This window comes from Streptomyces sp. NRRL S-118 (genome assembly GCF_000716335.1).
GTDB lineage: Bacteria > Actinomycetota > Actinomycetes > Streptomycetales > Streptomycetaceae > Streptomyces.
The window spans coordinates 119926-144798 of sequence record NZ_KL591007.1 but is presented as its reverse complement, the minus strand read 5'-3'; the positions used below and the strand labels follow the sequence as shown (position 1 = coordinate 144798).

Below are 24873 nucleotides of genomic sequence, written 5' to 3'. Positions count from 1 at the left end.
GGGCCGGCCCGCCGGGGTCCGCTCAGGCGGGCTGGTGCACCTCGCACCGCTCCTCCCGCGGCACGGGAATGGCGGTGAGCGGCGCCGGGGCCGGTACCGGCGGCAGGTCCCACGCCCGGCGCACCTCGTCGATCACCGCGCGGGCGCTGTACGGGGACAGCACGAGCTCCAGCCGGGCCTCCGCCAGGGCGTGCGGATCCCCGGCCCGGCCCCGCAGCGCCGCCACGCCGCGGCGCCGCTCGAAGGAGTGGCCGCTGAAGATCTGGAGCAGCGTGAGCCCGTAGTACGCGTACGCCGACGCCTCGTGGATCAGGTGGGCCGCGCCCTCGGGCAGCGCGTGCCCCGCCGCCGTGCCCGCCGGGGGCTCGGCGGCGAACCCGGACAGGGCCGCGGTGACGCAGGGGCAGCCCGTCCGCAGGTACGCCATGAGGGTGCGGTAGGCGTGCAGCACCCCGGCGTTCTCCGGCGTCCAGGGCTGCTTGCCCAGCAGGGTGCGGAAGCCGGTGAGCGTCTCGGCCAGTTCCTCCAGTACGAGGCGGCGGGAGATGTCCCTCAGCTCGACGGAGCTGGTGCGTTCGTGCATCTCGATGATGCGGCGGCTGTAGCGGATGAGATCGCGCGGGATGCCGCCCGAGAGGGCGTGGGCGAGCACCACGTAGGGCGGCGCCTCCGCGCCTGCCGGGGGAGGTACGAGGCCCGGAGCGCGCTTCTCGATGATGGCGCGCGACTCGTCGAGGGTGCACGGCTGCACATGGACGATGTCGTCCAGCGAACTGTCGGTGGCGTCGCGGTGCGGCAGCCCCCGCCGGACGAAGGCCGCTCCCACGTCCTCGGCGACGGAGATCAGGTAGTAGACGTGCGGCACGCCCAGGACGGCCTTGATCTCGCTCAGGAAGGCCAGGGCCTGGGTGTCGGACCCGAGGCGGTCGAGTTCGTCGACGGTGATCACGGTGCGGTGGCCCTGCTCGTGCACCTGGGCGGCGATGCGGGTCAGGAGGGAGCGGAACTCGTCCACGAGCCCGGGGAAGTTCGGGGGGACGGTGGACAGCGACGACGCGTGGCCGAACACCAGCTGGGCGGGTTGCGGGAGCCCGGCGTTCACGGTTGCCGAGGTGCTCTGCACGGTCTTGAGGTGGTACAGCTGGTCGCGGCAGAGCGTCACCAGCACGGGTTCCGCGGGTCCCGGCCGCCAGGAGGCGGCCCTCAGCAGCATCCAGCCGGCGACGGCGCAGACGAGCCGGGTCGGATGCTCCTCGTCGAGCAGCAGCGCCTTCGCGTCCGTGGTGCGCCAGAACAGCACCGCGAAGCCGGCGAGGCAGCAGAGCGAGGCCGGGGTGTACACGCGCGGTGCGGGGATCCGGTACTCGCCCAGCCGGATGTGGCCCCGCACGTAGCCGGAGACCCACAGGAGGATGGCCGCGAGCAGCAGGAAGAGTTCCCCCACGACGAAGAGGTTCTGGCCGAACAGGGCCGCCGTGTGCCTCCTCAGCCCGGCGTCCATGGGCAGGGAGACCACCGGACCGGTCAGCAGCAGCCCCCCGGCGGCGAGGCAGACGGTCCGCGGAACGGCCCGGAGCCGCCGGCGCCACAGGGCGGACCTCCGCAACCGCCAGACGCCGAGGCCGGCGACGGTGACGGCGAGTCCGGCCGCCAGGTTCTCGCCGCGCCAGACGTCCGCCGCCCAGGCAGCGACCCGGCTCCCGGCGGACTCGGCCGACGTCCACACGCTGCCGTGGTGCCGGTGCCACAGCGACCGGACCGTGGCGGCGGAGCCCAGCGCGACCAGCACGGCGGCGGGCACCGCGAAGAAGACCCGGCGCCGCAGGAGCCGCAGGGACCGGCGGATCCGGCGCAGGAGGCGGACCGCACCCGACAGCCTGGTGAACCGCGGGACCTCGTGGCCCTCCCGGGCGATGTAGCGCTCGCAGACCTTCACGAAGAGGGAGAGCAGGAAGTCGTGGGGTGCGTAGGTCGCGGGCACGTGGGCCGCGACGGTGAAGTCGCCGTCCCGGCGCGCACGGTCCAGGAGGGTGGTCTTGCCGACACCCCGGGGGCCGCACACCGCGACGGTGCCGCCCTCCAGCATGGACAGCGTGCGCTCCAGTTGCTCGGTCGAGCTGCCCGGCACGATGTACGCGTGACCGCGTGCGGCGCGCAGGCCGTCGTAGCTGTCGGGCACCAGCACGGAATGCGGATCGTCGCCGAGGAGTGCGTCGATGACGTGGTGGACGACCACTTCGGTGCCGCTCCGCGTGAGTTCGTTGCTCCACCGCTTGGTCTCGACACGCACGCCCACCGACCGCACCGCGCGCAGGACGCGGCTGCGGAGGACGGTCCACTGGTTCCGCAGGTTGCGCTGCGACCGCTGCGACCCCAGGATCCAGAGGAAGGCGACCGTCCAGGGAGCGCTCACCGCCCCGGCGGTCGCGAGTTTCCTCCAGAACGACAGGTCGGGGTAGAAGGTCGCCTGGGTGAACGCGGTGCCCAGGAAGACGGCGGTGCAGACCCAGAACGTCACCGAGCGGACGTCGTACCCGACGGCGGACCGGGCCTGTTCGAGCGCCCGTCGCGCGGCGTTCAGTTTCTCCGCGGACCTTCGGTACCCGGCGTGGGCGGAGGCGCAGGGTTCCAGCGCGCGGGCGATGTTCGCCTCGTTGCCCATCGCCTGCCGCACGGCGTCCGCGGTCACACCGGGGCGCGCGTCCAGCCGCCGTGCGACGCGGGGATCGTCCAGGCAGGCTTCCACCGTCCCGCGGTAGACGGCTTCCTCCTCCTGATCGCGCCAGCCCTCGAAGGGGGTGGGTGACACGTCCTGGACCGGCGCTTCGGGCACGCGAGGACCTCCGGGTGGGCGGTGACTGCGCGTGAGTGTACTGTCACAGCCCAGCGGCCGGTGTCCGGTCGCGGAAAGCCGGCGGACGGGGGCCGGACGGGCCGGCGAGACCGGTCACAGCGCCTGAGCCAGCTCCGTCGCCCGCTCCGCGGGCACCCCGGCCGAGATCAGCATCGTCGCGGCGGCGGACCGCCCCGCCCGCTCCGCGGCGAGCGTGCCCGCGTTCACGGCCTCCATCAGCCCGAAGAGCACGTGCTCGTGCACGTACGCGAGGGCCGACGCCGGCAGCGGGGAGGTGAACACCCCCGCGTCCAGGCCGCGTTGGAGCAGGTCCGTGGCCTCCTTGCGGACGGGTGCGAGCCGCTCCCGGATGCCCTCCATCGTGACGCTGCGCTGGGCGAGGGCCACCAGCAACCGGTAACGGTCGGCGATCTCCCACGCGGCGAGCGTGGCCCGCGCCAGTGCCTCGGCGGGGTCGTCCACGCCCGTCCGTCCGCTCGCGTGCGCCCGCGCGACGGACTCGACCGCGCTGTCCACGAGCGCGGCGATCAGTGCGTCGCGGCTCGGGAAGTGCCCGTACACGGTCCGCCGGACGACGCCGGCCGCGCGGGCGATCTGGTCCATGGAGGCGTCGGGGTCGCGCAGCAGCTCGGTGAGGGCCACCTGCTCGATGCGGCGCCGGTTCGCGTCGGCTCGTCCTGAGGTCACCCCTTCATTTTGCACATGACTGTGCAGTCACGTAACTTGCACAGCAGTGTGTATTTGCACATGCCTGTGCAAGATCTCGGACTGTATGGACCCCGGAAGGGCGGTTTGGTCATGCCACTCGTCATGAACGAGCCGGTCGAGGAGATGGACCGGCCCTACCCGCGGCGCTGGTGGGCGCTGCTCGTGCTCTGCCTGAGCCTGCTGATCATCGTCATGGCGAACACCGCGCTGACGGTCGCCGCTCCCGACATGACCCAGGACCTGGGGCTCACCAGCTCCGACCTCCAGTGGGTCATCGACGGATACACCGTTCCCTACGCGGCGCTGATGCTGCTCCTCGGCGCGATCGGCGACAAGTACAGCCGCCGCGGGGCGCTGGTGCTCGGGCTCGTCGTCTTCGGCGCGGGTTCGGTCGCGGGCTCGCTGGTCGACTCGGCCACCGGTGTCATAGCCGCCCGGGCGGTGATGGGCGTCGGCGCGGCGATGATCATGCCGGCCACGCTCTCGCTGCTGGCCGCGACCTTCCCGCGGGCCGAGCGTGCCAAGGCCATCGTGCTGTGGACCGCCACCGCGGGCATCGCCATCGCCGCCGGGCCCCTGGTCGCCGGGGCGCTGCTGGAGAACCACGGCTGGTCCTCGACCTTCCTCATCAACGTCCCGGTCGCCGTGCTCGCCGTCCTCGGCACGTTCGCCCTCGTGCCGCCGTCGAAGGCCGCACGGCACGGGCGCATCGACTACGTCGGCGGGCTGCTCTCCGTCGTCTGGACCGGCGCGCTCGTCTACATGATCATCCAGGGGCCGCACTTCGGCTGGGACGCCGAGGCGGTCGGGGCGGCGGTCGTCGCGGGCGCCGGGCTGGTCGCGTTCGTCGTCTGGGAGCTGCGCCACCCGCGGCCGGTCCTGGACGTCCGCCGCTTCCTCGACCGCGGCTTCGCCGGCTCCAACCTCGCCGTGGCGCTGTTCTTCCTCGCCGTCTTCGGCGCCTTCTACTACCTCACGCAGCACCTGCAGTTCGTGCTCGGGTACGACCCGCTCGACACGGGCGTGCGGATGCTCCCGCTGGCCGGCGCGGTCTTCGTCGGCTCGGCCCTCACCGGGTTCCTGACGCCGCGCCTCGGCATGAAGGTCACCGTCACGACGGGCATGGCGCTCGGTACGGCCGCACTCGCGCTGCTCACCCGGATCGACGCGGCGTCCGGGTACGGCGACCTCGTCGCCCCGCTCGTCGTCCTGGGCGTGGCGATCGGCCTGGCGCTGTCGCCGTGCACCGACGCGATCATGGGCGCTTTCCCCGAGTCGGAGCTGGGTGTCGGCGGCGCCGTCAACGACACCTCGCTGGAGCTGGGCGGATCGCTGGGCATCGCACTGCTCGGCTCGGTCCTGGCCTCCTCCTACTCCGACCACCTCGCCGACGCGGCGCGCGGCACCGGCCTGCCGGCCGGGGCGCTGTCCACGGCCCAGGACTCGGTGGGCGCGGGGTACGCCGTGGCGCGGTCGATCGCCGACAAGGCGGCGCAGGCCGGCTCCCCGGAGCAGGCCGCCCAGCTCGCGGAGGCGGCCCGCCGGACGGCCGACGCGGTGGGCTCGGCCTTCTCCGACGCGGTGGCCCACACCAGCCTGATCGGCGCGGCGATCCTGGCGGCGGGCACGGTGCTGGTGGCCGTCCTGCTCCCGGGCCGCACGCGCCGGGAGACCACCCTCCGCACCGAGGACCGGACCCCCGAGCGCGTCTGACCCCCGGACCGCCCGGTCCGCGACGTGCCGCCGGGGGGCCGCACGTCCCGGGCCGGGCTCAGCCTGGAAGCCCGTCCGCCGACCACTACCGGGAACCGCTGGGACATGGGGGCGGATCGGTCCGAGGGGCCGTGGGGAGGCGGTGTGGGTGGGCGTTGTTCCGGGCCGTGGGGGCTTCACCGTCCACCGTGTCGGATGAATTGCCCTCGTTCCGGTCCCTCGGCGGTCTCCAGCAGGTCAGTCCCGCCCCGGGGCTCGCGCGGCCCGCACGCGGGGCCGGCCGCCCCGCCGTATCGCCGCGCGGCGCGTTCGCCGGGCCTACGGGCCCAGCAGCCGCAGTTCCTCCGGGGTCAGGGTCAGGGCCGCGGACGAGGCGGAGTCGCGGGCCGTGGCCGGGCGGCTCGCGCCCGGGATCGGGAGGACCGCCGGGGAGCGGGACAGCGACCAGGCCAGGGCCACGCACTGGGGGCTGACGCCGCGGTCCCGGGCCACCCGGTGGAAGGCGGCGAAGCGCGGGTCCGGGGCCTGCGGCGAGGTGCCGTCGAGCGAGCTGCGCGAGATGCCGCCGAGGGGGCTCCAGGGCAGGAACGCCAGGCCCAGCTCGGCGCAGAGCCGCAGTTCCGGCTCGCTGTCCCGGACCGCCGGCGAGTAGCGGTTCTGCACGGATGCCAGCCGGTCGCCGAGGATCTCGCGGGCGAGGAGGATCTGCGCCGTGTCGACGTTGGAGATGCCCGCCAGCCGGATGGTGCCCGCGTCGAGCAGCTCCCGCAGCGCGCCCAGCGACTCCGCGTACGGCACGGCCGGGTCCGGCTTGTGCAGCTGGTACAGCCCGATCGCCTCGACGCCCAGCCGCCGCGCCGACGCCTGTGCGGCGCGGTGCAGGTGCGCGGGCCGGCCGTCGACGGTCCAGCCGCCGTCGGGGGTGCGGCCCCGGCCGCCCTTGGTGGCGACGAGCACACGGTCGCGCGCGCCGCCGCCGTACGCCGCCAGGGCCCGTGCCACCAGCAGTTCGCCGGCGCCCGGCTCCTCCCCGGGCGGATGGTACGAGTCGGCCGTGTCGACGAGCGTGACGCCCGCGTCGAGCGCCGCGTGCACCGTGGCGACGGCCCGCTCCTCGTCGGGACGGCCCTCGATGGACAGCGGCATCGCCCCGAGCCCTACGGCGCCGACCTCGATGCCGCCGATGAACCGCTGCTTCACCGCGCCGCCCCCACCGTCTCGCCGACGGCCCGCGCCAGCCAGCCCGAGGTGTGCCCGAAGGTGTGACCGAGCGCTGCCGCACGCGTGGTGTCCATCGCGTACGAGCGCCGGAAGGAGAACGGGGAGACCTCGCCCGCCTCCACCTCCCGGAACACCGCCCGCCCGCCGGTGTGGGCCTCGACGGCCGCGCAGATGTCCCCGGTCGTCAGCGGGCCGGGGGAGGCGGCGTTCACCGGGCCGGTGAAGTCCGCCTCCGCCGTGCGGGCCAGGAAGTCCGCGATGTCGTCGACGTACACGTAGGTCGCCGGGTGGTTCGTCACCGGCACGGCGATGGGCGCGCCCGCCCTGATCCGGTCCGCGTAGTGCGCGATGCGCCCGGTGAAGTCGTCGTCGCCGCCGAGGACGTGCGCCACCCGCACCGCGACGTACGGGAACGCCGGGTCCTGCGCGAAGACCGCCTCCGCCTGCCGCTTGCCCTCCCCGTAGTGGGCCTCGCCGAACTCCGGGTCGTCCCAGGGCAGGTCCAGGTCCACCGCGACCGTGCGCGGGTCGACGGCGTCCTCGCGGACGGGCGAGGCCGTGTCCTGGTGCTCGTACACCTCGACCGTCGACGTCATGACGTACCGCCGGGTACGGGACCCGAGGACGCGCCGGGCGACGGCGGCCTGGCGCGGGGTGTAGCAGACCTGGTCGATGACGACGTCGAAGGCCATCGGGCCGAGCGCCGCTTCGAGCGCCTCCTCGTCGTCGCGGTCCGCGACGACGAGGCGGGCGCCGGCGGGCGGTGCGGAGGACCCGCGGTTGATGACGGTCACCTCATGACCGGACGTCAGCAGCCTCTGGACGAGGCGCTTTCCGATGTACCGGCTCCCGCCGATCACGCATATGTGCAGCATGTGCACCAGTGTTACGTTGACGGGTCGCAGTCTGAAGGGGGAACCATGGGAGATGCGGCCGCCGCACCGAAAGAACCACGGCGCTTGCGTGCCGCCGCCGATGAAACGACGGCGGTGGGGATCGACCAGGTGGACCGGAAGATCCTGGAGCTCGTCCAGACCGACGGCCGCATCAGGCTGAGCGAGCTCGGCCGCCGCGTCCGGCTCAGCCCGGCGGCGGTGGCCGAGCGCGTCCGCCGCCTGGAGACGTGCGGCGCGATCACCGGCTACGGGGCGCACGTCTCCCCGGCCCGCCTCGGGTACGGCATCCAGGCGTTCATCCGCGTCAACCCGCACGGCGGCTACACCTTCAAGCACCCCAGGACCCTGGAGCTGCTGGCCCGCCCCGAGATCCTGGAGGCCCACCACGTGGTGGGGGAGGACTGCTGGATCCTCAAGGTGGCGGTGACGGACACCGCCCACCTGGAGGACGTCCTGGAGCAGACGTCGGCGCTGGGGCGTACGACGACGTCGATCGTGCTGTCGTCGCCGGTGCCGCGCAAACCGCTGTTGCCTTGACGCCGACGTCAAGGCGTACCTTCACGGCATGCGAATCGGCGAGCTTGCGCAGCGCGCGGGAACGACCACGCGCACCCTGCGCTACTACGAGTCCCGCGGCCTGCTCCCCGCCCGGCGGGCGGAGAACGGACACCGCACGTACGACGAGGACGACTTGCGGCTGCTGCGGCAGATCCGCACGCTGCAGGACTTCGGGTTCGATCTGGAGGAGACCCGGCCCTTCGTCGACTGCCTGCGCGCCGGCCACCCGGCCGGCGACGCGTGCCCGGCGTCGCTCGACGTCTACCGCCGCAAGCTCGCCGAACTCGACGGCCTGATCGGCCGGCTGGAGTCGGTCCGTGCGGAGGTCGCCGCCCGGCTGGCCCTGGCGACCGACACTCCCGCACCACGATGCGCCTTCGGAGGCACCTCATGAAGCACGTGACCGACGCCGACTTCGACACCCGTGTCCTGGCGGCCGACCGCCCCGTCCTCGTCGAGTTCACCGCCGGCTGGTGCGGCCCCTGCCGCCAGATGGCCCCGGTCCTCGCCGCGGTCGCGGAGGAGGAGAAGGACCGGCTGGACGTGGTGGTGATCGACGCCGACACCAGTCCGGAGACGGTGATCCGGTACGGCGTGCTGTCGATGCCGACGCTGCTGCTGTTCCGCTCCGGCGAGCCGGTGAAGTCGATGGTCGGGGCCCGCCCCAAGCGCCGTCTGCTCCAGGAGCTGGAGGACGTCCTGGAACCACGCCTCACGCCGGCGCGGTGACGGGCGGACACCGCCCGCCCGCCGCTCCGCGGTTCCTCGCCGCCTGAGTGCCCACCGCCCGGAGGGCGAACGGAAAAGACCCCGGTCCGCATTGGCGGCCGGGGTCTTTCCTCGCGTATATTTGATTGTTCGTGTGCGGGCATGGAAAGCCGCACGCGGAAGTCGAATAAACGCACTGTATCGCGTCAGGAGTCGAATTGTCAACCGAGGAATATCGGACTGAGCAGCAATTCATCGATGAGCTCTACGCGCGACTCGACCACCTGCGCGACCAGGCCGAACGGGCCGTCCGGGAGGCGCTCAAGGACGCCGGCAGCGGATTCCAGGCGCGGCTGGAGCGGGATGTGCTGGTCGCCGAGCAGTCCGGGCTGCTCGCGGCGTTCGACGCCGGGGAGAACGGTCTGTGTTTCGGACGGCTGGAGTTCCGGGACGGGCGCGACCACCACATCGGGCGCATCGGCATCCGCGACGACGACGAGGAGCGCACCCCCCTCGTCGTGGACTGGCGGGCCGAGGTGGCGCGCCCGTTCTACCTCGCCACCGGATACGAACCCATGGGCCTCAGGCGCCGCCGGCACATCACCACCCGCGGCCGCGACGTCACCGCGCTGCACGACGAGATCCTCGACCTGGCCGACACCACCCGCACCGGGCTGGAGAACCCGGACGCCGACGCCGTGCTGCTCGCCGCGCTCGACGCCGCCCGCACCGGCCGGATGGGCGACATCGTGCAGACCATCCAGGCCGAGCAGGACCGCATCATCCGCGCGCCGCACCAGGGCGTCCTCGTCGTCGAGGGCGGCCCCGGCACCGGCAAGACGGCCGTCGCGCTGCACCGGGCCGCGTACCTCCTCTACGCGCACCGCGAGCAGCTCGCCCGCCGCGCGGTCCTCATCGTCGGGCCCAACCCCGCCTTCCTCGGGTACATCGGCGAAGTCCTGCCCGCGCTCGGCGAGACCGGCGTGCTCCTCGCCACCATGGCGGAGCTCTTCCCCGGTGTACGCGCCACCGGCACCGACACCCCCGAGGCCGCCGAGATAAAGGGCCGCGCCGGCATGGCGGACGTCCTCGCCCGGTACCTGCGCGACCAGCAGACCGTGCCGCCCACCGACGCGCCGATCGAGATCGACCACGACGACTACGGCACCCTGCTCCTGGACCGCAACATGGCCGAGGACGCCCGCTGGGACGCCCGGGGCACCGGACTGCCGCACAACCTCGCGCGGCCGCGCTTCACCTTCCGCATCATCGACGCCCTCACCGAGCAGCTCGCCGAGCGGCTCGGCGCCGACCCGTTCGGCGGACCCAACCTCCTCGACCCGTCCGACATCACGCAGATGCGCAAGGAGATCGCCGCCAGCCCGTACGTCCACGCAGCCGTCGAGGAGCTGTGGCCCACGCTCACCCCGCAGCAGCTCCTCGCAGGTTTCCTCGCCGCACCGGACGGCTACCTGGCGGACGGCGAGGCCGAGTTCGTCCGCCGGGACCACGGGCCGTGGACCGAGGCCGACGTACCGCTGCTCGACGAGGCCGCCGAGCTCCTCGGCCACGACGACACCGCCGAACGCGCCGCCGCCGAGCGGGAGCGCGGCGCGCGCATCGCCTACGCGCAGGGTGTCCTGGACGTCAGCTACGCCTCGCGCACGTACGAGTTCGAGGACGAGGAGTCCGAGGTGCTCGGCGCCCACGACATCATCGACGCCGAACGGTTCGCCGAGCGCCACGAGGAGGCCGACCACCGCAGCGCCGCCGAGCGCGCCGCCGCCGACCGCACCTGGGCGTTCGGGCACGTCATCGTCGACGAGGCGCAGGAACTGTCCGCGATGGCGTGGCGGCTGCTGATGCGCCGCATCCCGACCCGCTCCATGACCCTCGTCGGCGACCCCGCCCAGACAGGGGACGCGGCCGGCTGCGGTTCCTGGGAGGAGATCCTCGCGCCGTACGTGGGCGACCGGTTCGAACACGTACGGCTCGGGGTCAACTACCGCACGCCCGCCGAGATCATGGAGGTCGCGGCAGCGGTGCGCCGCGCCGAGGACCCGGGGTTCGAGCCGCCGCGGTCGGTCCGGTCCACCGGCGTCCCGCCCTGGGAGGTGACCGCGGACGACCTGCCCGGCGCGGTCGCCGAGGCCGTGCGGCGCGAGACGCCCGCCGAAGGACGGCTCGCCGTCATCGCCCCGGCGGGCCGGCTCCAGGCGATCGGCGAGGCGCTGCCCGGCGCCGCGTACGACCCGGTGCCCGACCTCACCCGGACGGTCGTGCTGCTGGAGCCCCGCCAGGCGAAGGGCCTGGAGTTCGACACGGTGATCGTCGTGGACCCGGACGCCATCCGCGCCGCCGGGCCGCACGGCGTCAACGACCTCTACGTGGCGCTGACCCGCGCGACCCAGCGGCTCGGCGTCATCAGGGCCGGCGCCGGAACCGGAAGCTGAACAGGCGCCGGGGGGCCCTCGGCTCACGCTCCAGGTGCATGCGCGCCAGCTCGGCGGCGCCGGGCGGGGTCTCGCCGGGGAACGCGTCGCGCCAGACGCGCACGATCCGCGCCTCCAGCCCGGCGGGGTCGAACTCCCCGGTCGCCGTGACGCTCACCGGCCCGTACGGCCCTCCGGGCGCGGCCAGCCGCACCACCCTGCCGTCCGGGGCGTACGCCTCGTACTCCCCGGCGGCGACGTCGGCGGCCTCCAGGGAGTTCTCGGCGGCTTCGTACGACGGCAGGACGCAGACGCCGTCGTCGCGGTCGAAGAGCAGCAGGGCGTGCGGGGGGAGCGCGGGGCGGTCGTTCATGCCGGCCATCCTCGCCCGGCGACCGGCCGCCCCGCAGCACCGTTCCGGAAGGTCACGCGGTCACGGGGTCACGCGGGCTTCAGGTACACCGTCGCCAGCGGCGGCAGCGTCAGCCGGACGCCGTCCGCCTCCCGCTTCACCGGCTCGGCGTTGCGGACGTCACCGCCGCCGTACGCCGCGGCGTCCGTGTTGAGGACCTCCGTCCACGCCGAGATGCCCTCCGGCGCCCACAGCCGGTAGTCCTGGCGCACCACCGGGGAGAAGTTGGTCACCGCCAGCAGCGGGTTGCGCCGGGCGTCGTACCGCAGGAACGCGAAGACGTTGTCGTCGGCCGCGTCGCCCAGCACCCACTGGAAGCCCTCCGGGACGGTGTCGCGTTCCCACAGCGCGGGCGTCGCGGTGTACACCCGGTTCAGGTCGCGCACCAGGTCGCGCATGCCGCGGTGGTCGCCGGCCGAGTGGTAGTCGTCCGCCAGCAGCCACCACTCCGGGCCGTGCGCCTCGGACCACTCCGCGCCCTGCCCGAACTCCTGGCCCATGAAGAGCAGCTGCTTGCCGGGGTGCGCCCACATGAAGCCGAGGTACGCGCGGTGGTTGGCGCGCCGCTGCCACCAGTCGCCCGGCATCTTGGTCACCAGCGCCTGCTTGCCGTGCACCACCTCGTCGTGCGAGATCGGCAGGACGTAGTTCTCGCTGTACGCGTACACCATCGAGAAGGTCATCTCGTTGTGGTGGTACTTGCGGTGCACCGGCTCCTTGGAGACGTACACCAGCGAGTCGTGCATCCAGCCCATGTTCCACTTCAGGCCGAAGCCCAGACCGCCGCTGTCGGTCGGGCGGGTGACACCCTCCCAGGCCGTGGACTCCTCCGCGATCGTCACCACGCCCGGGCAGCGGCGGTAGACGGTGGCGTTCATCTCCTGGAGGAAGGACACGGCGTCGAAGTTCTCCCGGCCGCCGAACTCGTTGGGCGCCCAATCCCCGCCCTCGCGCGAGTAGTCCAGGTACAGCATCGAGGCGACGGCGTCGACGCGCAGTCCGTCGATGTGGAACTCCTCGCACCAGTAGACCGCGTTCGCGACGAGGAAGTTGCGGACCTCGGTGCGGCCGTAGTCGAATTCGAGGGTCCCCCAGTCGGGGTGCTCGGCGCGCCGCGGGTCCGGGTGCTCGTACAGCGGCGTGCCGTCGAAGCGGGCCAGCGCCCAGTCGTCCTTCGGGAAGTGCGCCGGCACCCAGTCCACGATCACGCCGATCCCGGCGCGGTGGCAGGCGTCCACGAAGTACCTGAAGTCGTCCGGGGTGCCGAGCCGGGCCGTGGGCGCGTAGAAGCCGGTGACCTGGTAGCCCCAGGACGGGCTGTAGGGGTGCTCGGCGACCGGCATCAGCTCCACGTGGGTGAAGCCGAGCTCCTTGGCGTACGCGGGGAGCTGCTCGGCCAGTTCCTGGTAGGTCAGGCCCGGCCGCCAGGAGGGCAGGTGCACCTCGTAGACGGAGAACGGCGCCTCGTGCACCGGCCGGTCGCCGCGGTGCGCCATCCACTCCCCGTCCTGCCACTCGTAGTGGGAGGCGGTGACGATCGACGCGGTCTCCGGCGGGCACTGGGTGCGGCGGGCCATCGGGTCGGCGCGCAGCGACCGGCTGCCGTCGGGCCCGGTGACGGCGAACTTGTACAGCGCGCCCTCGCCGATGCCGGGCACGAACAACTCCCACACGCCGGTGCCGCCGAGCGACCGCATCGGCAGGCCGGTGGCCTCGTCCCAGTAGTTGAACTCGCCGACCAGCCGCACCCCGCGGGCGTTGGGCGCCCACACCGTGAAGCGGGTGCCCTCGGTGCCCTGGTGGGTCATCGGATGCGCGCCGAGTGCCGTCCACAGCTGCTCGTGGCGGCCTTCGCCGATCAGGTGCAGGTCCAGCTCCCCGAGCGCGGGCAGGTAGTGGTACGGGTCGTCCACCTCGACGACAGCGGATTCGTACGCGACCAGGAGCCGGTAGTCCGGCACCCCGGCGAGCGGCAGCACTCCCGAGAAGAGCCCGTCGCCGTCGTCGTGCAGCTCGGTGCGCGACCCGTCCGCGAGGACGGTCACGCCCACCGCGTACGGGCGCAGCGCCCGGATCGCGACGCCGCCCTCGACCGGGTGCGCGCCGAGCAGCGCGTGCGGGTCGTGGTGCTCCCCGGCGAGCAGCCGCCCCCGGTCGGCGGCGTCCAGCGGTGCGGCCGGGACGGCGCCCGCTCCGGTACGCGGCCGGGGGGTCGCGCCGGGCGGCGCCGTGGGGAGGGCGGTGGCGTCCCCGACGGGCGTTGTCTTGACGTTGCTGGGCTGGGTCCGGGCTGCGGGATTGCGGGTCGGACGACGGGGGGTCACGGGGAAGGGCCTCCTCAAGGCGTCAGGGGGTCGGCTGTGCGGCCAGGCGGCGGATGGCCGCCATCGGGACCGGTAGCCAGTCGGGTCGGTGCCGGGCCTCGTACAGGACCTCGTACACGGCCTTGTCCGTCTCGTACGCCCGCAGCAGTGCGGGCTCGTCGCGCGGATCGGTGCCGGATGCCTCGGCGTAGCCGGTGCAGTACGCGTCGCGGCAGCGTTCCGCCCAGTCCGCGTTCCAGGGGCGGAAGGAGCGGGCCGCGTAGTCGAAGGAGCGCAGTATCCCGGCCACGTCGCGGACGGGCGGCTGCGGGCGGCGGCGCTCGGCGAGCGGCTTCGCGGGCTCCCCCTCGAAGTCGATCACCGACCAGTCGCCGTCCTTCGTGCGCAGGGTCTGGCCCAGGTGGAGGTCGCCGTGGACCCGCTGCGCCCGCCAGGTGACGTCCTCGGCGGCCAGCTTGCCGACCGCGTCGAAGGCGGTGCGCAGCCCGGACACGTACGGCAGGAGCGCGGGTACGGCCTGGGCGGCGGCGTCGAGGCGGCGGGTCATCTGGATGGCCAGGTTCTCGGTCTGCGGGCGGCCGAGCGCGACCGTCGGCAGGGCTTCGGCGAGCGCGGTGTGCACCTCCGCGGTGGCGCGGCCGAGCGCCAGAGCCTCGTCGGTGAAGTCCCGGCCGTCCGCGAGCGCGTCCAGGGCGAGCTGCCAGCCGTCCTGGGAGCCCCGCAGATAGGGCTGGAGGACGCCGAGCGTGCCGGGCTCCGGGTGGTTGTTGACGGTCTCGTACCAGGCGACGGGCGCGGGGACCCGGCTGCACCCGGCGCGGGCGAGCGCGAGGGGCAGTTCCAGGTCCGGGTTGGCACCCGACCAGATCCGCCGGAACACCTTGAGGATGTACGCATCGCCGTACACCAGCGAGGAGTTGGACTGCTCCGCGTCCAGCACGCGCGGGGTGAGCCCCTCCGGGATCGCGACCGTCCTGGAGAACCGCAGCGGACCCATGGGGCCGGGGGTGCGCAACCGTTCCAGCAGCAGCGAGGCGAGGCGCGGGTCCCGCAGTCCCTCGTACACCGTGCGCCCGGCGAGCGGTCCGTCCGGTACGCGGCCGATGAGGGCGTGGGCGAGCGCCGGCGGCAGGGTGGCGCGCACGCCGAGCAGCAGTTGGTAGCAGTCGGCCTGGGCGGACGGCGCGAGCCCGGGCTGCTGGACGCGGACGAGCAGGTGCAGCAGACCGGGGCCGGCCGAGTCGACGACGGGCAGCAGTTCGGTCGCCGAGACGAGGGTGAAGCCCGTGACGGGCCGGCCCTTGCCGGCGAACCAGCGCTGCCGGGGCAGCCATTCGTGGAGCAGTGGCACCAAGGAGGGGAGCAGGGCGACCGGTGCCCGGGCGGTGGATGCGGTCTCCGACATGGCAGCGCGTCCTTTCCCCGGGCACTACAGAATGCACAGAACGTGCAGAGTGTCCCGGAATGCGGCGATTGCTGTCCGGCTGTGCGGGACGTGTCGGGCGGGGATGGTCCGTATAGACCCGAATCGACGTATGAGGGGGAGAGTTCCCAGGGTGCGGCACCGGAAACGCCCGGTTCCGAGGAACTCTCCCCGCCTGCGGGGGCCTTCGGCACGGTGTATATGCCGCCCCGGTATGCCGGTCCGCGGGCATCCGCGGACCCGGCTCCCCGGAGGGCCGTTACGCCGTTGCGGTGACGCCGTTCCGGGCGCGCCGAGACGGGCCGGCGGCCGGGGAGGGGTGTCGCCGGCCGCCGCGGAGGTCAGCCCCGGGGCGCGGGCTTCGGCGCCGGGGGCTCGGCCGCCGCCTGGGTGCCCGGCTTGATGGACTTCGCCGACTTCTTCACGGCGTCCTTGCGCAGCCGGAACCAGTAGAAGCCGTGCCCCGCGAGGGTGAGCAGGTACGGCCATTCGCCGATCGCCGGGAAGCGCACCCCGCCGATCAGCTCCACCGGGTGCATGCCGTTGAACTGCCGCAGGTCCAGCTCCGTCGGCTGCGGGAAGCGCGAGAAGTTGTGCACGCACATCACCAGGTCGTCCCCGTACTCCCGCAGGAACGCCAGGACCGCCGGGTTCGACGACGGCAGCTCGGTGTAGGAGCCGAGGCCGAAGGCCGGGTTCTGCTTGCGGATCTCGATCATCCGCTTGGTCCAGTGCAGCAGTGAGGACGGCGAGGCCATCGACGCCTCGACGTTCGTGACCTGGTAGCCGTAGACGGGATCCATGATCGTCGGCAGGTAGAGCCGTCCCGGGTCGCAGGACGAGAAGCCCGCGTTGCGGTCGGGCGTCCACTGCATGGGGGTGCGGACGCCGTCGCGGTCGCCGAGCCAGATGTTGTCGCCCATGCCGATCTCGTCGCCGTAGTAGAGGATCGGCGAGCCGGGCAGGGACAGCAGCAGCGCGGTGAACAGCTCGATCTGGTTGCGGTCGTTGTCGAGCAGCGGGGCGAGGCGCCGCCGGATGCCGATGTTGGCGCGCATCCGCGGGTCCTTGGCGTACTCCGCGTACATGTAGTCGCGCTCCTCGTCGGTGACCATCTCCAGGGTCAGCTCGTCGTGGTTGCGCAGGAAGATGCCCCACTGGCAGTTCACCGGGATCGCCGGGGTCTTGGCCAGGACTTCGGAGACGGGGTAGCGGGACTCGCGGCGCACCGCCATGAAGATGCGCGGCATGACCGGGAAGTGGAACGCCATGTGGCACTCGTCGCCGCCGGCCGCGTAGTCGCCGAAGTAGTCGACGACGTCCTCGGGCCACTGGTTGGCCTCGGCGAGCAGCACGGTGTCGGGGTAGGCGGCGTCGATCTCCTTGCGGACCCGCTTGAGGAAGGCGTGGGTGGCGGGGAGGTTCTCGCAGTTGGTGCCCTCCTGCTGGTACAGGTACGGCACGGCGTCGAGGCGGAAGCCGTCGATGCCCAGGTCCAGCCAGAAGCGCAGCGCCGACAGGATCTCCTGCTGCACGGCGGGGTTCTCGTAGTTCAGGTCGGGCTGGTGTGAGAAGAACCGGTGCCAGTAGTACTGCTTGCGGACCGGGTCGAAGGTCCAGTTCGAGGTCTCCGTGTCGACGAAGATGATCCGGGCGTCCTGGAACTGCTTGTCGTCGTCGGCCCAGACGTAGTAGTCGCCGTAGGGGCCGTCGGGGTTGGCGCGGGACTCCTGGAACCACGGGTGCTGGTCGCTGGTGTGGTTCATCACGAAGTCGATGATCACCCGCATGCCGCGCTGGTGGGCGGCGTCGACGAACTCGACGAAGTCGGCGAGGTCACCGAACTCCGGCAGGACGGAGGTGTAGTCCGAGACGTCGTAACCGCCGTCCCGGAGCGGGGACTTGAAGAACGGCGGGAGCCACAGGCAGTCCACTCCGAGCCACTGCAGGTAGTCCAGCTTGGCCGTGATGCCCTTGAGGTCCCCGACGCCGTCGCCGTTGCTGTCCTGGAAGGAGCGGACCAGCACCTCGTAGAAGACGGCCCGTTTGAACCAGTCGGGGTCGCGGTCCTTGGCGGGGGTGTCCTCGAAGGTGTCGTGGACGGGCTCGTTGACGATCATGATGTGGGTGACCCTCCGATCGGCGGGGACGGTCGCAGGACGAGGATGTGCGCGGGCGTGACGCCCGGCTCGAGGCGCACATAGTTGGCCCTGCCCCAGTGATAGGTCTCGCCGGTGAGCTCGTCGCGCACCGGTACGGTCTCGTGCCAGTCGAGGCCGAGCTCCGGCATGTCCAACGAGACCGTCGCCTCGTGGGTATGGTGCGGGTCGAGGTTGACGACCATCAGAACAATGTTCGAACCCGACCGCTTGCTGTAGGCGATCACCGCGTCGTCGTCCACGTGGTGGAAGTGGATGGAGCGGAGCTGCCGCAGCGCGGCGTTGCGCCTCCGGATCCGGTTGAGCGAGGTGATCAGCGGGGTGATCGTGCGGCCCTCGCGCTCCGCCGACTCCCAGTCGCGCGGCCGGAGTTGGTACTTCTCCGAGTCGAGGTACTCCTCGCTCCCCTCGCGCAGCGGCGTGTTCTCGCACAGCTCGTAGCCGGCGTACACGCCCCACGACGGCGACATCGTCGCGGCGAGCACCGCCCGTGCCTCGAAGGCCGGCCGGCCGCCGTGCTGGAGGTAGGCGTGCAGGATGTCGGGGGTGTTCACGAAGAAGTTCGGCCGCATGTAGGCGGCCGCCTCGCCCGACAGCTCCGTCAGGTACTCGGTCAGCTCCTGCTTGCCGTTGCGCCAGGTGAAGTACGTGTACGACTGCTGGAAGCCGACCGCGGCCAGCGTGTGCATCATGGCCGGGCGGGTGAAGGCCTCCGCCAGGAAGATCACGTCCGGGTCGGTCCTCCGGATGGACGCGATGACCTTCTCCCAGAAGATCACCGGCTTGGTGTGCGGGTTGTCCACGCGGAAGATGCGCACCCCGTGCGCCATCCAGTGCCGCAGCACCCGCAGCGTCTCGCGGACGATCCCGCGCATGTCCTGGTCGAAGGCGATCGGATAGATGTCCTGGTACTTCTTCGGCGGGTTCTCAGCGTACGCGATGGTGCCGTCGGCCCGGTGGTGGAACCACTGCGGGCGCCTGGTCACCCAGGGGTGGTCCGGCGAGCACTGCAGCGCGAAGTCCAGCGCCACCTCCAGCCGCAGCTCGCGGGCGCGCGCCACGAAGGCGTCGAAGTCCTCCATGGTGCCGAGGTCCGGGTGGATCGCGTCGTGGCCGCCCTCGTGGGAGCCGATCGCCCAGGGCACGCCCACGTCGTCCGGGCCGGCCGTGAGGGAGTTGTTGGGACCCTTGCGGTGGGTGGTGCCGATGGGGTGGATGGGCGGCAGGTACACCACGTCGAAACCCATCGCGGCGATCGCCGGCAGCCGCTCGGCGGCGGTGCGGAACGTGCCCGGGACCAGCCGGCCGTTCTCGTGGCGGGCCCCCTCCGAGCGCGGGAACATCTCGTACCACGAACCGAACAGCGCCCGCTCCCGCTCCACGAGGAGGGGCAACGGGCGCGAGGAGGTGACCAGTTCGCGCAACGGGTGCCGGGACAGTGCCTCCGTCGCCTCCGGCGCGAGCGCGGCGGCCAGCCGGTCCGCCGGCGAGCGCCGCACGTCGCGCAACGCGTCCACCACCGCCAGCACGGCCTCGCGGCCCTCGCTCTTCGGCACACCCTCGGCGGCCCGCTCGTGCAGCGCGGCGCCCTCCTCCAGGACGAGCTCGGTGTCGATGCCCGCCGGAATCTTGATCCCGGCGTGGTGGCGCCAGGTGGTGACCGGATCGCTCCACGCCTCGACCCGGTACGACCACCGGCCTTCGGCCGTCGGGGTGACCTCGGCACCCCAGCGGTCGGTGCCGGGGGCCAGTTCCCGCATGGGCGTGAACGGGCCCTCGTGACCGGCCGGGTCCGTCAGCACCACATTGGCGGCCACGGCGTCGTGACCTTCACGGAACACGGTGGCCGTAACCTGAAAGGTTTCGCCGGTCACCGCCTTGGCGGGCCTTCTACCGCAGTCGACCAGGGGGCGGACATCGAGGACGGGAATGCGACCAATCAGCGAATTCACGGCATCACCTGAGGGTTGCTTACGGGGTATCGCTCTTTGTAGCTGCTCCGTTGACGAGTGGCGGGGCGCAGGCATCACCGCTCCTGTCCGGGTTCACTCGGGTGGGCGGGTACCGCAACAGCCTTCCCCCACCCTTCGGGTGGGCAATCCGGCGCGATGTTAACTACTCCGGCGTAACCGGGAAACGGGAAACCGGCCCCGTATGGTTGATTCCGGGACCGGTTGGCCGGTTACCGCCGAACGGGTGATCGCAGCGGTGATCGGACCCGTGCTCACGCCGGTGACGGGACCCGTTCACGCCGGGGACTGGGCGTCCTGCTCCTCCGGGTCGTTCGCCCAGACCTGCCACGGCTGACGGGTCACCCACTCGTCGACCGGCGCCGGGCGCACCGACAGCGCCTCGGCCCAGGCACCGTCGTCGCCCGCCATCAGCAGCGGGTCCTCGCCCGACGCCATGTAGTGGTAGATGCCCGCCACACCGGCCGCCGCGACCGGCCCGAGGACCGGGGCCAGGCCCCGCTCGAAGGCGTCCGGGTCCAGCGCCCGGTAGCGCACGGCACGCCCGAGGCCCTGCCCGAAAGCCTCCGCCAGCTGCTCGCCCGTCAGGGACCGCGCACCGCCGATGTCGAACGTCCGTCCCTCCACGCCGTCCGCGGTGAGCGCCCCCAGCACCGCCTCCGCCAGGTCCCGGTGGGACAGCCACGCGGTCGGCGTGTGCGCGGGCAGCGGATAGGCGAGCACGCCGTCGTTCACCAGCGCCGGACCGTTCCACGGGCTGAAGAGGTTGTCCAGGTAGACCGGCGGGCGCAGCACCACCAGCGGTACGCCGCTGTCGCGCAGGACCTCCTCGGCGATGCGGCGCGTCTCGAACGCCGCCACATCGGTGGTGACGGAGGGGAGGCGGGTGTTGGCGTTGTACACCAGACGGCGCACGCCGGCGTCCAGGGCCGCGGCCGCGACGTTCCGCGCGTACCGGCGCACCCGCTCCGGCTCGTACACCAGCGGCAGCACCACCGCCGCGTGCGTCGCTCCGTCGAACAGCTGCCGGACGTCCTCGGCGTTGCCGAGGTCGCCGGAGGCGAAGGAGACGCCCGGCAGCGGCGGCCGGTCGCCGTCGGGGCGGCGGGTGAGCGTACGGACCCGGTGGTGGCGCTCGGCCAGGAGCCGGGCGACCGCGCCGCCCTGGAAACCGGTCGCACCGACGACCGCGACCCGCATCTGCGAGGGCGTCCTGGGCGCCTGCATGGGCTGGGAAAGGTGATCCGACATGTGCCTGAAAGGCCCTTCGATAGGGTGTGACTGCTGCCGAAACGGCACTCCACAGGCTGGCGGCGACGGCTTTGGCCGATCAATTAACAAACCGGGGCGGGGGTTGAAGGATCGTCCATGGACACCGTACGCACCGAGCAAGTACGCACCGACGGTGACGACCTCCTCAGCGAGCTGCTGCAGCCGCTGCGCCTGACCGGGGTCTTCGACAGCCGCTGGCACGTCAGCGCCCCGTGGGCCATCGAGGGCGACGCCGAGCAGGGCTGCGCCGTACTGCACTACATCGTCGAGGGCGGCTGCTGGATCACCGCCGAGGGACAGCCCCCGCAGGAGCTGCACACGGGGGACCTCGCCGTCTTCCCGACGGGCACCGCGCACCGGCTGTCCGACCGGCCCGGACGCCAGGGCGTGCCGCTCAAGGCGGTGCTGCCCGAGCGGCAGCCCGGCACCTCCGGCGAGATCCGCATCTCCGGGTCCGGACCGGAGAGCCGGCTGCTGTGCGCCGGGCTGCACTACGACGACAGCGCCGCCACCGGCCTGTACAAGGCGCTGCCGTGGGTGCTCGTCCTGGACGGCTCGCAGGTCGGCCGCGAACCACTGCTGCGGGACACCCTGCGGCTGCTGGCCGCGCCGGACCGGCCCGTCGGGCCCGGCGACCGGCTCATCACGCTGCGCGCGTTCGAGATGGCGCTGGTGCTGGCGCTGCGTCCGCTGCTGCGCGAGCTCACCGAGAACCCGGCGTCCCTGCCGGTGCTGCGCCACCCCGGGATCAGCCGGGCGATGGTGATGATCGCGACCAGGTTCGCCGAGCCGTGGACCATCGAGTCGCTCGCCAAGGAGGTCGGCATGTCCCGCTCCGCCTTCACCGCCGCGTTCCGTGAACTGGTCGGCGAGGCCCCGGCCCGCCATCTGACCGGGCGGCGCATGCAGGAGGCGGCGCGCCTGCTGGGCGAAACGTCACTGCCGCAGTCGGCGGTGCCGCGGCGGGTGGGCTACCAGAGCGCGGTCGGCTTCCACCTGGCCTTCCGCAAGTGGTTCGGGGTGACTCCGGGGGAGTACCGCACGAGCACGGCCGCCGCCTGAGCCCGGCCGCCGGGTCCCCGGTCGTCCCGGCGCCGGTTCACCGCGCTTGCGGAAAACGGCCGGATCCCGGCCCGATACCGGCCGGTATGGCCAGAACCGCACTGGCCGGTTCTTAAGGACCGCTGGACGGTCGTTCATTGCCCCGGCCGGGTACGGCCGGACAGGCTCTGCTGCGGCAATGACGAACCGCAAGAGGAGAACAGGTGACCAGGTCCGGTCAGGAGTATCTGGCGTCGCTGCGCGACGGGCGCGAGATATGGCTCGACGGCGAGCGCGTGGCGGACGTCACCGCGCATCCCGCCTTCCGCAACACCGCCGCATCCCTCGCGCGGCTGTACGACCTGGCCCACGATTCCGAGCACACCCCGGTCCTCACCCAGGGCGGTGTGCACCGCGCGTACGCCGTTCCCCGCTCGTACGAGGACCTCGTCGCCCGCCGCCGGGCGTACAAGGTCTGGTCGGAGGCGAGCTTCGGCTTCCTGGGCCGTACCCCCGACTGCATGGCGGGCGGCGCCGCCGGGTTCGCCGCCCTGCCGCAGGTGTTCAGGACCGAGGCGTACGACGGTTCCGCCGCTGCCCTCGCCTACCACCGGCGGCTCGCCGAGGGCGACCTGTACCCCACCTTCACCCTCACCAACCCGCAGATCGACCGCACCCGCGCCGCCTCCGAGCAGGAGGAGGACGACCTGGTGGTGAAGGTCGTCGCCGAGAAGGACGGCGGGATCGTGGTGCGCGGCGCCAAGATGATCGGCACCGCGGCCGTCTTCGGCAACGAGGTCATCGTCGGCACCATCGAGCCGCTCGCCCCGCAGGACGTCGAGCACGCGGTCTGCTTCTCCCTCCCCGTCGGCACCCCCGGCCTCAAGTTCCTCTCCCGCACCTCCTACGAGGCGCGGGCGCGCAGCGTCTTCGACAACCCGCTCTCCTCGCGCTTCGACGAGAACGACGCCCTCCTCGTGTGCGACGACGTGTTCGTCCCCTGGGAGCGCGTCCTCGCCTACCGGAACGTCGACGTGTCGTTCCGGATGTGGTGGCGCACCCCCGCCTACCTGAACTTCGTGCACCAGGCGGCCACCCGCTTCTGGACCAAGCTGGAGTTCCTCACCGGCATCGCGATCCTGCTCACCAAGGCCAACAACACCTACCAGCTCCCGCCCGTGACGCAGGCCATCGGCCGGCTGATGGGCAAGGTCGCCCAGGCCAAGGCGTTCGTCCTGGCCGCCGAGGCGTCGTACGAGGAGGTCGACGGGGGCCGCGGCGGGGTGATGCCCGGCAAGGACATCTCCTTCGCGCAGCGCATCATGGCCGGCGAGCTGTATCCGCAGGCCGTCCAGGAGATCAAGCTGCTCGCGGGCGGCGGTGTCATCCAGCTGCCCGCTTCCGGCGAGGACCTGCTGCATCCGGAGCTCGGCCCGCTGGTCCGCAAGTACATCCGCTCGCCCGGCACCTCCTCCGAGGAGCGGGTCAAGCTGCTGAAGCTCGCCTGGGACGCCCTCGGCTCGGAGTTCGCCGCCCGCCACGAGCAGTACGAGCGCTTCTACCACGGCGCCCCGCACGTCTACCTGATGCAGCAGGCGTGGGAGGGCGACACGGACAGCTGCGAGTCCCTGGCCCGCGCCTGCCTCGACGGCTACGGCCTGGAGCGGCAGAGGTGAACCGCTCCCTGCGGGGTGCGCTCGCGCTGCTCGCGGCCACCCAGCTGCTGCTGATCATGGACACGGCCATCATCAACGTCGCCCTGCCGTCGATCGGGGCCGACCTGGGTTCCGGATCCGCCGGGCTGTCCTGGGTCGCCAACGCCTACCTCATCACCTTCGGCGGGCTGCTGCTCCTCGGCGGGCGCACCGCCGACCTGGTCGGGCACCGGCGGCTGTTCGTCGCCGGGCTCGTGCTCCTCGCCGCCGCGTCCGCCGCCGGCGGGGTAGCGCGGTCCGCCGGCGCCCTGGTCGCCGCACGCGCCGCGCAGGGTGTCGGGGCGGCCTTCGCCGCGGCCGCCGCCTTCGCGCTGCTGCTGCTCCTGTTCCCGGACGGGCCCGCCCGGCACAAGGCGCTCGGCGCGTTCGCCGCGATGGGCGGCCTCGGCGGGGTGCTCGGCACCGTCCTCGGCGGCGTCCTCACCGATCTGCTCGGCTGGCGCTCCACCTTCTGGCTCAACGTCGCCGTCGCCGCGCTGCTCGGCGCCCTCGCGCTGCGGCTGCTCGACGGCCGGAGCCCCGCCCACGGTCCGCCGGGCACGCCCGGGACCGGGCGGGGCTTCGACCTCCTCGGCGCGCTCACCGTCACCGGCGGCCTCGGCCTGGTCGCGTACGCACTCGTCGGGCGCAGCCTCCCCGCCGGCGCGGCGGGCGTGGTCCTGCTGGCGGCCTTCGCGGTGGTGGAGACCCGCGCCGCACGGCCGCTGGTGCCGCCCGCCGTGCTCCGGCGCCCCGCGCTGCGGCTCGCCAACTGCCTGGGCGCCCTCGCCCAGATGGCGCTGTTCCCGATGTTCTTCCTCGTCAGCCTCTACCTCCAGAGCGTGCTGGACCACTCGCCGCTGGCCGGCGGCCTCGGGCTGCTGCCGCTGTCCGTCGTCGTCGTGGCCACCGCCCCGCAGACCGGGCGCGTCATCGCCCGCCTCGGGCTGCGCGCCACCGCGGCCCTCGGCTTCGGGCTGCTCCTCGCCGGCATGGTCTGGCTCGCCCTGGTCCTCAGCGCCGACGGCACCTTCTTCACCACCGTCCTCGCACCCAGCCTCCTGCTGGGTGCCGCCCTGCCGCTGGTCATGGTCACCACCAACGTGGCCGCCACCGCCGAGGCCTCGCTCGAGGAGACGGGCCTGGCCTCCGGCCTCATCAACACCAGCCAGCAGTTCGGCTCCGTCCTGGGGCTCGCCGTCCTGGTGGCCGTCGCCACCTCCCGTACGGACGCGGCGGACCCCGCCACCGCGACGGCCGGCTTCCAGGCCGCGCTGCTCACCGGCGCGGCCTTCGCGGCGGTGGCCGCACTGCTCTCCGTACGGCTGGGCCCGCCCGCGCCCGTACCGGCGCCGCCGCGCCAGGACCGGGTGGGCGACCCGCGGTGATCCCGTGACCGCGTGACCCGGACCCCGTCATCGCGTGACCCCGCGATCGCGTGGCCCCGCGACCGCGTGCCCGCCCGACCGAGCGGACTCGTGACCGCCC

At 72.8% G+C, this 24873-nt stretch carries 18 protein-coding genes; 8 read left to right on the top strand and 10 right to left on the bottom strand.

Annotation, left to right across the window (positions count from 1 at the left end; genetic code table 11):
• Nucleotides 1-22 precede the first annotated feature (22 nt).
• Nucleotides 23-2833, bottom strand: a complete 2811-nt coding sequence (locus IH00_RS0115020) for a P-loop NTPase fold protein (protein ID WP_052411390.1) — start codon at nt 2831-2833, stop codon at nt 23-25.
• Between the two features lie 114 nt (nt 2834-2947).
• Entirely contained in the window at nt 2948-3541 is a 594-nt protein-coding gene (locus IH00_RS0115015; RefSeq protein WP_031073686.1) for a TetR/AcrR family transcriptional regulator, read from the bottom strand.
• 111 nt (nt 3542-3652) lie between these two features.
• Between IH00_RS0115015 and IH00_RS0115010 the strand changes: the two genes are divergently transcribed.
• Nucleotides 3653-5275, top strand: a complete 1623-nt coding sequence (locus IH00_RS0115010) for an MFS transporter (RefSeq protein ID WP_031073685.1) — start codon at nt 3653-3655, stop codon at nt 5273-5275.
• Nucleotides 5276-5593: 318 nt separating this feature from the next.
• On the opposite strand, the gene IH00_RS0115005 is transcribed toward IH00_RS0115010, so the two are convergent.
• Together IH00_RS0115005 and IH00_RS0115000 are read right to left on the bottom strand one after the other, a co-directional pair.
• Nucleotides 5594-6475, bottom strand: coding sequence for an aldo/keto reductase (locus tag IH00_RS0115005; protein ID WP_031073683.1), 882 nt, complete (start codon nt 6473-6475; stop codon nt 5594-5596).
• Entirely contained in the window at nt 6472-7371 is a 900-nt protein-coding gene (locus tag IH00_RS0115000) for an NAD-dependent epimerase/dehydratase family protein (RefSeq protein ID WP_031073681.1), read from the bottom strand. The genes IH00_RS0115005 and IH00_RS0115000 overlap by 4 nt, the downstream gene beginning before the upstream one ends.
• A gap of 45 nt (nt 7372-7416) precedes the next feature.
• Here IH00_RS0115000 and IH00_RS0114995 point away from each other — a divergent pair, with 45 nt between their 5' ends.
• The 4 genes from IH00_RS0114995 (at nt 7417) to IH00_RS0114980 (ending at nt 11111) form a co-directional block, all read left to right on the top strand.
• Nucleotides 7417-7929 (top strand): Lrp/AsnC family transcriptional regulator, encoded by a 513-nt coding sequence (locus tag IH00_RS0114995; protein ID WP_031073679.1) that lies wholly within the window; start codon nt 7417-7419, stop codon nt 7927-7929.
• 28 nt (nt 7930-7957) lie between these two features.
• Entirely contained in the window at nt 7958-8344 is a 387-nt protein-coding gene (locus tag IH00_RS0114990) for a MerR family transcriptional regulator (RefSeq protein WP_031073677.1), read from the top strand.
• Nucleotides 8341-8679 carry a thioredoxin gene (gene trxA, locus IH00_RS0114985; RefSeq protein WP_031073675.1) on the top strand — a complete coding sequence of 113 codons (339 nt, stop codon included), beginning with the start codon at nt 8341-8343 and terminating at the stop codon, nt 8677-8679. Before IH00_RS0114990 ends, trxA begins: the two co-directional genes overlap by 4 nt.
• Before the next feature lie 197 nt (nt 8680-8876).
• Nucleotides 8877-11111, top strand: coding sequence for a HelD family protein (locus IH00_RS0114980; protein WP_031073672.1), 2235 nt, complete (start codon nt 8877-8879; stop codon nt 11109-11111).
• On the opposite strand, the gene IH00_RS0114975 is transcribed toward IH00_RS0114980, so the two are convergent.
• The 6 genes from IH00_RS0114975 to IH00_RS0114950 form a co-directional block, all read right to left on the bottom strand.
• The gene (locus tag IH00_RS0114975; RefSeq protein ID WP_158827815.1) at nt 11083-11463 is read right to left on the bottom strand and encodes a hypothetical protein; all 381 of its coding nucleotides are present in this window, start codon (nt 11461-11463) and stop codon (nt 11083-11085) included. The genes IH00_RS0114980 and IH00_RS0114975 overlap by 29 nt on opposite strands.
• Nucleotides 11464-11531: 68 nt before the next feature.
• A complete protein-coding gene (gene glgB, locus IH00_RS0114970) occupies nt 11532-13826 on the bottom strand; it encodes a 1,4-alpha-glucan branching enzyme (protein WP_031073667.1) in 2295 nt (764 codons plus the stop codon).
• A gap of 22 nt (nt 13827-13848) precedes the next feature.
• Nucleotides 13849-15231, bottom strand: a complete 1383-nt coding sequence (locus tag IH00_RS0114965) for a maltokinase N-terminal cap-like domain-containing protein (RefSeq protein WP_031073664.1) — start codon at nt 15229-15231, stop codon at nt 13849-13851.
• Between the two features lie 359 nt (nt 15232-15590).
• Nucleotides 15591-17369: a maltose alpha-D-glucosyltransferase gene (gene treS, locus IH00_RS0114960; protein ID WP_052411389.1), complete on the bottom strand. Its 1779-nt coding sequence runs from the start codon at nt 17367-17369 to the stop codon at nt 15591-15593.
• Nucleotides 17366-19351: an alpha-1,4-glucan--maltose-1-phosphate maltosyltransferase gene (locus IH00_RS0114955; RefSeq protein ID WP_031073661.1), complete on the bottom strand. Its 1986-nt coding sequence runs from the start codon at nt 19349-19351 to the stop codon at nt 17366-17368. Before IH00_RS0114955 ends, treS begins: the two co-directional genes overlap by 4 nt.
• 303 nt (nt 19352-19654) lie before the next feature.
• On the bottom strand, nt 19655-20629 hold the full coding sequence (locus tag IH00_RS0114950) for an SDR family oxidoreductase (RefSeq protein ID WP_234334850.1): 975 nt from the start codon (nt 20627-20629) through the stop codon (nt 19655-19657).
• Nucleotides 20630-20746: 117 nt separating this feature from the next.
• Here IH00_RS0114950 and IH00_RS0114945 point away from each other — a divergent pair, with 117 nt between their 5' ends.
• From IH00_RS0114945 to IH00_RS0114935, 3 genes are all read left to right on the top strand, one after another.
• A complete protein-coding gene (locus IH00_RS0114945; RefSeq protein ID WP_031073657.1) occupies nt 20747-21712 on the top strand; it encodes an AraC family transcriptional regulator in 966 nt (321 codons plus the stop codon).
• Between the two features lie 203 nt (nt 21713-21915).
• Nucleotides 21916-23367 (top strand): 4-hydroxyphenylacetate 3-hydroxylase family protein, encoded by a 1452-nt coding sequence (locus IH00_RS0114940; protein WP_031073654.1) that lies wholly within the window; start codon nt 21916-21918, stop codon nt 23365-23367.
• On the top strand, nt 23364-24773 hold the full coding sequence (locus IH00_RS0114935; protein ID WP_031073651.1) for an MFS transporter: 1410 nt from the start codon (nt 23364-23366) through the stop codon (nt 24771-24773). The genes IH00_RS0114940 and IH00_RS0114935 overlap by 4 nt, the downstream gene beginning before the upstream one ends.
• The last annotated feature ends 100 nt before the right edge of the window (nt 24774-24873 follow it).